8 protein-coding genes and 1 other annotated feature are annotated in these 12,701 nt (G+C 53.0%); of the genes, 1 reads left to right on the forward strand and 7 read right to left on the reverse strand.

Going from position 1 to position 12,701, the window contains the following annotated elements; genetic code table 11:
• Positions 1–9 precede the first annotated feature (9 nt).
• Positions 10–378, reverse strand: coding sequence for a hypothetical protein (locus IEY53_RS00220; protein ID WP_189021614.1), 369 nt, complete (start codon positions 376–378; stop codon positions 10–12).
• Between the two features lie 739 nt (positions 379–1,117).
• Positions 1,118–1,340 (forward strand) — a binding site (T-box leader).
• Between the two features lie 42 nt (positions 1,341–1,382).
• Here IEY53_RS00220 and IEY53_RS00225 point away from each other — a divergent pair.
• A complete protein-coding gene (locus IEY53_RS00225; protein WP_189021615.1) occupies positions 1,383–3,251 on the forward strand; it encodes an arginine--tRNA ligase in 1,869 nt (622 codons plus the stop codon).
• 103 nt (positions 3,252–3,354) lie between these two features.
• On the opposite strand, the gene IEY53_RS00230 is transcribed toward IEY53_RS00225, so the two are convergent.
• From IEY53_RS00230 to IEY53_RS00255, 6 genes are all read right to left on the reverse strand, one after another.
• Complete coding sequence (locus IEY53_RS00230; RefSeq protein ID WP_189021616.1) at positions 3,355–4,893, reverse strand: type 2 periplasmic-binding domain-containing protein; 1,539 nt, start codon at positions 4,891–4,893, stop codon at positions 3,355–3,357.
• Positions 4,894–4,926: 33 nt separating this feature from the next.
• Entirely contained in the window at positions 4,927–5,787 is an 861-nt protein-coding gene (locus tag IEY53_RS00235; RefSeq protein WP_189021617.1) for a carbohydrate ABC transporter permease, read from the reverse strand.
• Complete coding sequence (locus IEY53_RS00240) at positions 5,781–6,746, reverse strand: ABC transporter permease (RefSeq protein WP_189021618.1); 966 nt, start codon at positions 6,744–6,746, stop codon at positions 5,781–5,783. Before IEY53_RS00240 ends, IEY53_RS00235 begins: the two co-directional genes overlap by 7 nt.
• Positions 6,747–6,892: 146 nt before the next feature.
• The gene (locus IEY53_RS00245; protein WP_189021619.1) at positions 6,893–8,401 is read right to left on the reverse strand and encodes a helix-turn-helix domain-containing protein; all 1,509 of its coding nucleotides are present in this window, start codon (positions 8,399–8,401) and stop codon (positions 6,893–6,895) included.
• Positions 8,379–10,175: a sensor histidine kinase gene (locus IEY53_RS00250; RefSeq protein WP_189021620.1), complete on the reverse strand. Its 1,797-nt coding sequence runs from the start codon at positions 10,173–10,175 to the stop codon at positions 8,379–8,381. Before IEY53_RS00250 ends, IEY53_RS00245 begins: the two co-directional genes overlap by 23 nt.
• A 116-nt stretch (positions 10,176–10,291) precedes the next feature.
• Complete coding sequence (locus IEY53_RS00255; protein WP_189021876.1) at positions 10,292–12,595, reverse strand: FAD-dependent oxidoreductase; 2,304 nt, start codon at positions 12,593–12,595, stop codon at positions 10,292–10,294.
• Positions 12,596–12,701 lie beyond the last annotated feature (106 nt).

The raw sequence follows: 12,701 nt of genomic DNA on the forward strand, positions 1-12,701 counted from the left end.
GCAAGCAAATTATTCCAGGGAGTCCTCAGATGCTACTTTCTCCTGCGTGACTATGCGATGTGCATCCACTAGTTGGCCTGAAGCATCCTTTCCCCAGACAGAGACTGCCACATTCTGTTCCCCCACTCCATCGGTTATGAACAGAAATTCGAAAGCATTCAGGTCAGCAAAATAATTTCTGCTCACCACTCCATTAGCGGTTATCTCAATGGATTCAATTACGTAAAACTCCCTGGATACGCCCAGCACATACCCCAGGATTAGCAGGTAAGAGCTGCTCACCGGATCACGGTTGACGATTCGAACGGTTACCAGTTGTGTTAGCCTAGTACCATTGACCGGGTTATTTTCTATCGGTCCTGTTGATAAAACTGCCATAAGCCACATTCCTCCTCTCCTTCGGCATTGGAATCACAAATCTGCGAAACTAGCAGCAAGCAAACTATAATCAAGGACTCAACTTACTAATATTCAAACGTTATACAGACGGTGTGGACGACAACCGCACTTATTGGAGCCTCATTTACAAATGGACAATATTAATCCATATATCGTTGGACAAAAGAAAGGAATAATCCTAATATTCCCTTGAGTCTCTTATGCAGCTGATTGTCATTTCTACAAAAAAGAGGTAGATCATGTGTATGGAACACGATCAGCCTCTATTCGTTTCTCCTACCTATTCGTTCTTTTCAGCTTAATATGCAACATTTATGATTTGTGTGGATCTCCCCCGCTGGCTATTCACTGCACTTTGTACATCAGGGTAGCAACTATATCCGGCTAATGTTCGATTTGACTGCATTTTCTGCACTGAAAACAACAGAAAGGGCTGAAATTCGCCTGTTTTTCAAATATCCACTGTACGAAATACATCCAAATGGACTTTAGAGCTCTCAGAGAGTAATTACGCTGCACAAAATACATTAGAATCACTTTCACCGCAGGCAAGGTACGTCAATCCCCCCATTACTCCCTGCTTTTGAGTCAGCTTCTGATGCAGTAGGGGTTATATTTATTAGCTATACTATGGTGCACAAGCTCAGCCCGCTCCTGGGTATTTTCAAAAACAGATATTGCTTTCTTCACAAATTTCGTTATACTGATAAAAATCAATATTCAATCGATGATCGGGAGAGTAGTTATCTCGGATTCAGTCCACAGCAAGCCGGGTAAGTGAGAGCCGGTACGAATCCTGTAATGAAGCGCACCCGGGAGATGGACTTCTGAACAGCCCTCTTAGGAAGTCCCGGCTGAAGACCGTTAACCTTGTGAGGTGGCTAAACCTTCCGTTTAGCAACGAGAGTGGTACCGCGAGCGCATAAGCCCTCGTCTCTTTGGAGACGTGGGCTTTTTTTGCATTCACAAAAGGAGGCAACCGCATGTTAAGTCAAATCATTCAAACCCATCTGGCACACAGCGTCAATCAGGTATTCGAGAGTCTTCAGGCGGATCAACGCCAAGGCATCACCATTCCGATGGAGCAACCGGCCAATCTGGAGCATGGCGATTATTCCACGAATATTGCCATGCAGCTCGCTAAAAGTCTGCGTATGGCCCCGCTTGCCATCGCCGGGCTTATCGCCGACCGGCTGGAACAGCAGGGCAATATGGACGGACTGCTCCGTAAAGTTGAAGTCGTGGCTCCGGGATTCATTAATCTTTTTATGGACTGGCAAGAGTGGGCCGGACGTTCTTTTGCGCTGCCCCCCGGCTCCGGGGACAAGATTGTGATCGAGCACACTTCTGTGAATCCGAACAAATCCATGCACCTTGGGCACCTGAGAAATTCCTGTATCGGTGATGTCCTGGTCCGGATGTTGAGACAAACAGGTCATACAGTGGAGGTGCATAACTATATTGACGACCTGGGGAATCAGCTGGCGGATACGGTGGTTGGGCTGCTTCATGTGCCCTTTGAGGGAGAGTATGTGCGTTTTGGGGATTATTGCTGGGACCTTTATGCCAAAGTGAATAAAGAATATGCGCAACATCCGGAGATGACGCATAAACGTACGGAGATCCTGCATGGTCTGGAGGAAGGCCAAGGCAACATGGCCTGGCTGGGCAACCTTGTCGCTGAACGAATCGTGAGAGAGCATGTCGAGGAGATGCGGAACTTTGGCATTGAGTATGATCTGCTTGTATGGGAGAGCAGTATTGTAAAAGAAGGCTTCTGGGCAGCGGCATCCACTCTGCTGGAACAGACTGCGGTTTACGTCCGGGAAAGCGAAGGCAAACTCGCGGGCTGCCGGGTATTGAAGCAAGCGGTCACGGACAACAGCGGTACAGCGGATTCCGAAGAACATCTCCAGGACAAGGTGCTGGTACGGTCCAACGGGATTTTAACCTACACAGCCAAGGATATCGCCTACCACCTGTGGAAATTCGGGCTGCTGGACCGGGACTTCTCCTATACTCCTTTTACAGGCGAAGTATGGACCACCGGATTAAACGGCAAGAAGCTTCCTTTCGGCCAAGCGGACAGGGTCATTAACGTCATCGACTATAGACAGGAATATCCGCAGCAGATGGTCAAACAGGCTTTGCAGGCACTGGGCTTCCAGGCTCAGGCAGATCGGCTGCATCATGTGAGTTATGGTGTGGTTTCGCTTAGTCCCGCTTCGGCTGCCGAGCTTGGGATCGACACTGGAGACGGCAGACACTCTTACGCTATGTCCGGACGCCAGGGTATTGGCATTAAGGTAACCGATCTGGCCCTGCTGATGGAAAAGACGATTGAGGAAGCCCGCCCGGATAAAAAAGGCCTCTCCAGCCGGATCATAGCCATTGCGGCTATCCGCTACTATCTGCTCCGTTACAATCTGGGTACCGAGATTGTTTTTGATTTCCGGCAGGCCACCGAAATTTCCGGCAATACCGGGGTTTATCTGCTGTATTCCTATGCACGTGCCCATAGTGTTCTGAACAAGGGTCAGGACCTCGGCATAACGGTGAGCCGCCCTGTAGAATTCCCTCAGGATCTGGAAAAAGCGGAGGCTGCGTTGTTAAGGCACCTCAGCGCCTGGCCTGATACCCTGAACAATGCCGGCAAAGAGCTCGCGCCGAGCTTAATCTGTACCTATGCGCATGGATTAGCCACATTGTTCAACAACTTCTATGCCGTCTGCCCGATCCTGAAGGGTGCAGAGGAGCTTATGAGATTCCGCCTCTGGATCACCTCCGCCTTTGTGGATACTTTTAGCGATGTGCTGCAGGTGCTTGGTCTTCCCGCACCAGGCAGAATGTAGAAACGACGATCCATGTAATGAAGGCATGGAATGAGGGTATCCCGATGCCAGATCTAATGGCCTGTGGGATACCCTCATTTTTTTCAGTAGGTGTTGACTGTCTTTACTTTCCGTATCCGAGCTTGTTGAGCTGCTCCACTGCAGCATCGACATACGTATCATATTTAAACGTGGATTCCAGCGTCGACAGAAACTTATCGTAATTCTCGATATTATTTTTGCCGTATATGAATTTGATCATCTCTTCTTCGATAAAGCGGTTGGCGTCTGCAGCATTATAGCCTGCCGGGCTTTGCACGAATCCGTCCAGCGTTTCGATCCGCGGCATGTTGGCTTCAAAATCGATATATGTTGCCAGAACCGTAAATTTCGTCTTGAGATAGTCCGTTTCCTCGCGTCCGGCGAACTGGTACAGCCAGGTATAACCGGCCTCTTCGCGTCCTTTGTCGGTAATCACGACTTTATCGCCATCCAAGGTATAATGGGTGTCCTTAATGCCGAACTGCACGAGACGTCCTCCGTCAGCCGATGCGGTATAATTGAACAGCTCCAGAATTTTGTTCAGCTTCTCCGGCTCTTTCTCAAGCCGTTTCGGGACTGCCCACAGGCCGCCCGCCATACCGATGTTGACCGCATTGGAATAAGCACTCCCGTCCGGACCCTTTGGCGCATCCAGCTGAATCCAGTCTGCTTTCGGGTTCGCACCTTTCCATACCTTCACTTTATCTTCCTTCACCATTTGCGCCCAATCGATATTGATAATACCTACTTTGCCCTGGAATGCTTTGTCCTGTGCCATCGTGCCTTTATTGCTGACCAGCTCGGGGTCGACCACACCGGCGTCCAGGAATTTCCGGATCGTTGTCAGCGCCTCTTTCATGGCCGGTTCATACAGTGTATCGACGACTTTTCCATCTTTGACGAACAACTGGGTCGTGTCAAAAATATTGGTAACTCCGTAAGCGCCAAAAATAGGTTCAAACGCCTGAAAGTTGGTTCCTGTCAATCCCATGGTATCCTTTTTCCCGTTGCCGTCAGGGTCCTGTTCCGTGAACGCTTTGGCCACTTCCAGCAGCTCGTCAACTGTAGCCGGCTTTGGGAGCCCCAACTTGTCGAGCCAGTCCTTGCGAATCCAATACGTGTATGCTCTCGCCTGTCCGGCTTTGGGAAGGGCGTATTGCTTGTCGCCGATAATCCCTTTTTTCAGCACATCTTCTCCGGCGGCTGCCGTATATTCCGGCAGCTTCTCCAGATATGGCGTCAGATCGAGCAGCGAGCCTGATTCTGCCAGCTTCTGCAGATGGGCCTTTGTGGTAGCAATAAACAGGTCCGGAAGATTGTTGGAGGCGGCGCGCACATTCATTTGGTTCTCATAGTCTGCCTGATCTCCAACCAGTGTCTGGGTTATCGTCAGATTCAGTTTGGCATCCAGCTCTTTTTTGACGAAATCGTCCCCCGGCAGGTTAGTGCCCCAGCTGATTTGGGCAATCTCCAGATCTACAGGACCGGCTGAAGCGGCCTGGCCGTTGCCCGCCCCCTCCGCATTCTCCTTATTCCCGTTTCCCGAGCCGCCGCATCCGGTAAGGGTTGCGGCCAGCATCAACGTTGCGAGCAGCGTGGCTCCTGTTTTGTTCATCTTCATGATAATTCCCCCTCTTATAATGTAAGGATTGGTTTATCCCTTAATCGCTCCAAGCAGCATTCCTTTGGTGAAATGCTTCTGGATGAACGGGTACACAGCTATAATTGGCAAGCTGCCTGCGATTACCGCTGCCATCTGCATGGCGGCAGTTGGCACGGTAACCTCAGCCTGCAGCTCGCTGGACTGGGTCAGGAGCAGCATGTTCCGGATAATGACCTGAAGCGGGTAGAGCTTCGTATCGGTAATGTACAGTACGGCGGAGAAAAACGAATTCCAGTGTCCGACCATATAGAACAGTCCAACGGTCATCATCGAAGGGACGGACAGCGGAAGCGCGATCTGCCACAATACGCGGAATTCCTTGGCCCCGTCAATCCGGGCCGATTCGAACAGCTCCTCGGGCAGACTCTCCAGAAAGCTTTTGAGGATCAGTACATTGAAGGTAGCAATGGCTCCCGGCACAATCAGCGACCATACCGTGTTGAGCATCCCGAGGGATTGGACGATCAGGTAGGTCGGGATTAATCCTCCGTTAAAGAGCATCGTAATAATGATGAACAGGAGAAAAAATGAACGGCCCGGCAGGTTTTTCCGGCTCAGCGGGTAAGCCGCAAGCGTCGTTAGAATGATGTTGATCAGCGTTCCGATGACGGTGACGAATACCGTCACGAGCATGGATCGTCCGAGTGCAGGGTCCGAGAAGATCCGCTCATAAGCCTCAAAGGATATTTTTTTGGGAATGATGATAAACCCGCCGTGCTTAATAACTTCACTGTAAGGCGTCAGCGACATGGAGACGACATAGAGGAGCGGGAAAATGGCTGTCACCGCGACTACGAGCAGAATAGTATAGATGAACGCATTGAACACTTTATCCGATTTTCCGCTTACCATATGCTCTCCCCCCATCTTTTGGCCAGTTTGTTGGTGCCGAACACTAGAATGAAACCGATGGCCGATTTGAACAGCCCGACGGTGGCGCCAAGACTAAAGTTCATCTGCTGTAGTCCTGTCCGGTATACCCAGGTGTCGATAATATCGCCTACCTCATACACCCGCTGGTGATAGAAGACAAAGACCTGCTCAAAGCCCGCATCGAGAATGCTGCCGATTCTTAAGATCAGGAGCAGCACAATCACATTGCGGATTCCGGGAAGGGTAATGTGCCAGATCATCCGCAGCCGGCTCGCCCCGTCCACCTTGGCCGCTTCATACAGTGTGGGATCTATGCTGCTGATCGCCGCCAGATAAATGATGGCCCCCCAACCAAGATCCTTCCAGATTTCCGTCGAGACCAGTACGCTGCGGAACCACTCCACCCCATTGAGGAACGGAATGGCGCTTCCGCCCATATCCGTAATCCAGCGGTTCAGAAGTCCGGTGGTCTCCGACAGAAACGCGATGGAAATGCCGTAAATCACAATCCAGGACAGAAAATGCGGCATATAGCTCAGCGTCTGAACCCAGCGCTTCAGCCAGGAAATCCGGCATTCGTGAAACAGGATGGCCAGCAGAATAGACGGCAGCATTCCGAACAACAGCTTGTACACGCTGATCAGAAGCGTATTCCCCAGCAGCTGTGAGAAATAGGGCGATTGAAAAAACATTTCAAAATACTTGTACCACGGGTCCGCCCAGGGACTGTGCAATATTCCGTCGGAAAAATTGTAATCCTTGAACGAGATAATGACGCCGTACATCGGCAGATACTTGAATATAAAGTACCACACCAGGCAGGGCAGCAGCATGATATACAGCGTTCTCATTTTCCAGACATCCGCCATCGTTCTCCGGAGCCGGCTGCTGTGAGCCTGAGCCTTCGTTGTTGCTGAAACTGCAATGGGTTGTTCCATATTCTCAACCTTCCTATCCGTTGAATGCTCTAATCATATCGGATGTCCGCAGAAGGCATAATCAGCATATCTCTGGAATTAAGTGTACGATTTTCAGTTTCGCCAAATGGCCCTGATTGGCTCTACAAGATAAAGAAGCCGGCTGTTCAGCCGCCGGCCTCTTTATTTTTATGCTCCGTCCTATATTCACTCGGAGTTGCTCCTGTCCACCGCTTGAAGATTTTAAAGAAATAGCTTGGATTGACAAAGCCGGATCTCTCGCCGATTTCCGCCACAGTGAGATCCGTCTCCTCCAGGTATACCTTTGCCTCATTTACGCGAATCCGCTGAAGGTAATTAATAAAGGTGTCTCCGGTTTTCTTTTTGAACAATCCGCTTAAATAATTCTCGTCCATACGCACATATTGGGCCATGGCCTGGAGCGAGATGTCACTATCATAATGCTGAATTAAATAACGGATAATCGCATTGATTTCCGGGTGGTCCGTCTCCGGGGGCTTGGGTCCGCCCCTGCCCTTGGCATACCGCTGCATCCGCTCCGTCAACACTGCGAGAAGCAGGGAGTGGCGGGGCAGACTGAGCAGACCTGCGGCATCCTCGGCAGGCTTGTGGCTGATGCGGGCAAACAGCTTATCCAGCCGCTCGGCCGTCTCTTTTACCAGCGTCATCGGCATAAATGTCTCTTGCATAAACCGCCACAGCTCACTAAGCTTTGAGGCACATTCATTAACAGCCGAACGCTCGAACAGCCGGATGACCTCCTGCTCCATTTCCCATGGCACGGGCTGCCACCGCCTCTTTTGGGCGTCGTCTCTGTAGACATTCCGTTCGGGTATCCTGTCGTAGTAGGCATAATCCAGCCAGTTCACGTTGGCCAGCCATCCGCTTTCCAATGCCGTTTCTTCTTGACAGGGCGACGTCCGGCAGATGACAGGGATACCGCTCTCTTGATGTACCGCTGACCGGACGCCAACCAGACTCTTCCCCTCTTTCCACAGAAAATGGGTTGTAACCCCCATGCTAACAAAGACCAGTGAACGCAGCGCCCCTTCGCACTCCACGGGGAACATCGCGCGGGCCTCTTCCAATGAAAACGGCCGGGTTCCGTTCAGCGAAGTGATGAGCACCAGCCTCGAATAACGATCCTGGAGCCGGCGAAACCCGGCCTGCTTCTCGGTCCCGATGCCCGTATCCTCCTTGCCCGATACGTTTTTCCACAGATAAGGAAGGCGTTCCTGAACGGTGTCCCAGAGCACCACATCCTGCTGCTCCGCCCGCTTGTCCAGCTGCACTTTTACTTTGTCCAGCGCACGCAGCAGCTCAGAGTCATCCATCGACAGCTTCAGAATATAACTCGATGCGCCATACTCCAGTGCCATCCGTGCATATTCGAACTCACCCGCACAGGTCAGCATGATGAAAGAGGCCTCACAGCCTTCCGCCCGGGCCTTTTGCAGCAGCTCGATCCCGTCCATATAGGGCATGAATACATCCGTGATGACGATATCCGGCTTCAGTTCATGAATCACATCCAGTGCTTCCAGCCCGTGGGAAGCTTCGGCGGCGATCCTAAGGCCATGCTCCTCCCAGGGAATCGCGCTCCGGATCGAACGGCGGACGAACGGCTCGTCCTCAACCAGCAGAATGGTCTTCATGATAACCCTCCTTGTCATATGGGGAAGACAGCAGCAGCGGAATATCGAGTGCGGCAACCATCCCCTGCTCCTGCGGCAGCAGTTCAAAAGACGCTTCATGCTTATACAGCAGCACAAGCCGTTCGCGCAGATTGCTGATACCGATGCCTTTGCGTTTTCTGGCCGCAAGCCGCGAGGGTTGCTGCAACCCCTGGCCGTTGTCGCGGACTTCCACCCGCAGTCTGTCCTCTATGCGGCGGACGGAAATGGCGATTGTGCCGCCTTTTTTCATGTGAATCAGCCCGTGATAAATAGAGTTTTCGACCAGCGGCTGCAGGCTAAGCTTCGGAATCAGTGCATACTGCAGGTCCTCTTCGATCTCGTACTCCGTTGTAAACGCATGATCGTAACGGAAAGACTGGATATAAAGATAGGCCTGGACCAGTTCGATTTCTTCCTTCAGATGGACGAGGTCGACCTCGTCGTTCAGACTGCATTCCAGCAGCTTGCCAAGCTTCAGGCAAATCTCTGAAGTGCCCTTATCTCCAAAATTCCGTGCATTCCATTTAATAGTATTCAGCGTATTGAGCAGGAAGTGCGGGTTCATCTGCGACATCAGCATTTGAAAGCGGATAGCCTCCTTCTGACGCTCTTCCGCCTTCAGCCTGTCAATAAGCCTGCGGATATCCCCGGTCATCTGGTTGAATGCCTTGGCCAGCATCAGCGTCTCTCCCCGGTACTTATGCTCCGGGAGGCGGATGTTCAGATTTCGGTCGGCAAGCTCACTCATTTTGCGCTGCATATTCCGCAGCGGCCGCACGATGGAAGCTACAATGGCATAGGTAACGCCGATAAATACAACTACCGTTGCCATAAATGAGAGCAGCACCTGTTGCTTCATCGACGTTATATTCCCCGATAACGCTTCCAAAGGAAAACGGTCGACCAGGTACCAATCCATGTTCGGCATATATATTCCATTGAACAGGAAGCGGTCGGCTTCGTCGGTAAAATAACGTTCCGGCCTAGACTTAAACGCCGGAAGCATCCCCTTGATGCGGTCTGTCGTCCGGTCATCTTTGCCTAGCATGATGGGCTGTCCGCTCCCGTCCAGCAAATAATAGGTCTGCTTCACCTGAAAACCGTTCGTAATGGAATTCAGCCAGGTTTTGATATCGAGGCTGACGCGCAAATAGCCAAAGGTCTCGCCGTCCACGGCCTGGAGCTTGGCATACAGGGAGAAGACCTCCTGGCTGGGCAGCAGGCCCTGCAGCTCACTCTCCCATTCGTGAACATCCCAGTAATACGGCTCCGCAGAATGGGTCAGCCGTTCCAGATCTTTTGCGCTCAGCTGCTCAACCCCGAACGGCTGGGAACTGCCCGGTTCCTCCGCCGGGGAGGAATAGAGATGGCCTTCGCCATCCGCCAGCGTCAGATGTACGGGAATCACAGCGTTCATAAGCCCCTGCTTGGCAGCAATCAGCCGGTTCTCCAGCTGCAGCGTCAGCTCCTGCGGATCGTAGGCCTCGGGATGTTGCAGCCTGTCCTTCACCTCGGGGTCACGCTCCAGTTGAAGCATCGCTCCGAGAACACCGACCCGCAGGCTTTCCATGCTGTTCTTCAGGTACTCCAGCTGCTCGGCGTTCTGCTGGGAGACGTTATCTTTCATCATCGTCTCAAGCTGGGTAATATTCCGGATCTGAAGAAGGGTGGAGGGAACGAGCACAAACAACAATATCGCGACAAACAGACGGTTCTTCAGACTTGAAGGCCATATCCGGTGCAGCCGTTTCATAGTTTCGCCCTCCCCTTTCCCCTAATACAACAAGTTTATCATATACCCACCGCCGAAATCATCGCTCTAAGGCAGAAAAAAAACTCACCGCCCAGTGGGTTAGCCCGCCCGCTATACTAGGACCGGTAACAGCGTATTTCGGATATCGCTGCACTGGGATCACCACCTGTCGCGAGAATGACTATACGCAGCCTGTCGGTGGTCTCAGCCGATGTCAAGGTGTGCACCCGCCGGCACTGGTGGTTGTCCCTTACGCTGACGACCGTATGCCATTCTCCATCGTTCCAGGCCTGGATATCATAGTCCTTGGGACACTGAGGATCACGGTAGAACGGCTCATATTGGTGATACTCCCTGAACAGATGCCCCGGGAACACAAGGATCACCACTCCGATGGTCTGCGGAGCCGTCCACTTCAGCTGCAGCCACTGGGACAACGGCTCCGCCGGATCGGACCGCCACACGTTCGTATAATCGTACGGGCGGGACACGCCCGACAGGGCATTGGATGCCCTGAAGCACGGCTGGGGCGGGGACACCCGGAAGCTTAACGTGCCTCCGTCCCTGTACCGGCGCATCTTCCCTCCGCCCATTTCGTAGGCTGACGTATGGCCCGGAACCACCGCCCCGGCCATATGCCATTCCACGTCAGGACTACGCAGCAGGTCAAGCCGGATATACCGGCCGGAAGCAAGCTCCCCGGCTGCAACGAGACCGGTATCCCAGGTGATCCATTGCTTCTGTCCGGGAGGAACAGAAAGAACCGTTGCCGCAAGAGGCGTATGTCCGGAGCTTCGATAATCCCAAATATGATCCACATTGACAATTTCGGCGGCAACTCTCTGCACGCTGCCGCTGTTATTGCTCAGGCATACGGACAGCGATGCGATTTCTTCCGTCCCTACAGCGATCCACTGCCCCCGCCGGTGCAGCAGCAGTTCCTCCTGCTCCTCGTGAACGCTGCGGAACCCGCCGCCCGGGTTCCGGCTCTCCGGTCCGGCGCCGTAAACAAGCGCCGCGCTGGAAGCGGACGCGGACGCCGTGCGTGCCAGATCGGCTGGATCGGCGTTCCTCACGCCGGGCAGGAAACAGCCGTCGCGCAGCAGCCGTTGCTGCACCTCGTCCATACAGCTCTCCGGCACCTCGCCGGTCTGGAGGCCCTTCGAAAGCGCTACCGCCGCGGCAGTGCCCGCCGCCTGTCCCATCAAGGCCGTCGTCGCCATGACGCGGACCGTCCCGAGCGCGGCATGACTTACACTTACGTTGCGTCCCGCCATCATGAGGTTGTCTATGTCTTTCGCCAGCATGATCCGCAGTGGAATGCCATAGGGGCAGCAGTAGCTTTTGACCGCATACTCGCTAGTCTCATTGTAGCCTTCCGCGCTGGAAGGCTCAGCTGTGGAGGCGAGCAGGCCGCCTGCGGTATGCAAATCAATGAACCAGCCGCCGTAGGCCACCTCATCAGGAAACACCGTCCGTCCCGCCGGATCATGTTCAGTCATGAAATACCTGCCGATGATCCGGCGGCTCTCTCTTTTGCCGGGAACCTGGCCGACCCAATCCAGCGCGAAGTTAGCGGCACGTTCCTTCAGGACGGGATCACGGTTTTTGATATAATCCCAAATGCCAAGCGTATGCCGGGTCAATTCATGCCTGATGTCTTCATTGTCGAAGATCGTATGCCGCGGCACCCCGATCTCAATCCACCAATACCCCGATTCGATATCATAGAAATGTCTGCCCTGCTCATAAAAAAAGGCGGGGTCCCCATAACGGACCGCCCACTGCGGAGCCGTATACGGCACCGGTCTCCCCATGTTCTTGGCTTTGAAATGGATAGAGCTGCCCATAGTGTCACTGCTTGCGGCAAGCGGCGCATGCGGCTCTCCGAATTCACCCCGCCCCTCCGAGCCCATACGCCATTCATTGCCTGCGGCATCCGCGACACTCCCGTCGCCGGTGCAATCCATAAAGATTTCACCGCAGATCGTAAGTTCCGTTTCGGCTCCGGCCGTGATTGCCTTGACCGCCCGGATTCTCCGGTCACCCTCCTTTTCCACCGATACAACTGTTGTATTCAGATGAAACGACAACCCCGGCGTATTTACCGCCATGTCGTAAAGTGTCATATCCCATATGCTGTTCGTCCATCCATTCTCCCGGATGATTTCATGGTTGGCCGCCCGCTCCGCAATCAAAAGCTCGGAAATAATGCCCGTTTCCCGGGCATAGGCATGGAAGGCCGCCGCTCCATGCGGTGTCACACGCACTTCGGAGGAGCTGTTCCCGCCGAAGACGGGCCGGTCCCCGATAATGCAAACCGTTCTGCCCTGACGGGCTGCCGCTACTCCGGCACAAAAGCCCGCAAGACCACCCCCGCAGACTACAACATCATAATATTCCTTTTTCTCCGCTAGTATTGAAGATTCCCCCCATCTGCCTGCAAATTAATAAGAGCGTCTATCACTTTCACTCTTCATTGTAGACGGGGGCTAACGCGAATGTCCGTCAACAAATCTATGATCA

The sequence above is a fragment of the Paenibacillus albidus genome, assembly GCF_014644435.1.
Lineage (GTDB): Bacteria > Bacillota > Bacilli > Paenibacillales > Paenibacillaceae > Paenibacillus_AQ > Paenibacillus_AQ albidus.

Bases quoted from the DNA above. Each gene is read 5' to 3' on its own strand.
- IEY53_RS00220 (WP_189021614.1), bottom strand. From the start codon at position 378: ATGGCAGTTTTATCAACAGGACCGATAGAAAATAACCCGGTCAATGGT.
- IEY53_RS00230 (WP_189021616.1), bottom strand. From the start codon at position 4,893: ATGAAGATGAACAAAACAGGAGCCACGCTGCTCGCAACGTTGATGCTG.
- IEY53_RS00250 (WP_189021620.1), bottom strand. From the start codon at position 10,175: ATGAAACGGCTGCACCGGATATGGCCTTCAAGTCTGAAGAACCGTCTG.
- IEY53_RS00245 (WP_189021619.1), bottom strand. From the start codon at position 8,401: ATGAAGACCATTCTGCTGGTTGAGGACGAGCCGTTCGTCCGCCGTTCG.
- IEY53_RS00225 (WP_189021615.1), top strand. From the start codon at position 1,383: ATGTTAAGTCAAATCATTCAAACCCATCTGGCACACAGCGTCAATCAG.
- IEY53_RS00240 (WP_189021618.1), bottom strand. From the start codon at position 6,746: ATGGAACAACCCATTGCAGTTTCAGCAACAACGAAGGCTCAGGCTCAC.
- IEY53_RS00235 (WP_189021617.1), bottom strand. From the start codon at position 5,787: ATGGTAAGCGGAAAATCGGATAAAGTGTTCAATGCGTTCATCTATACT.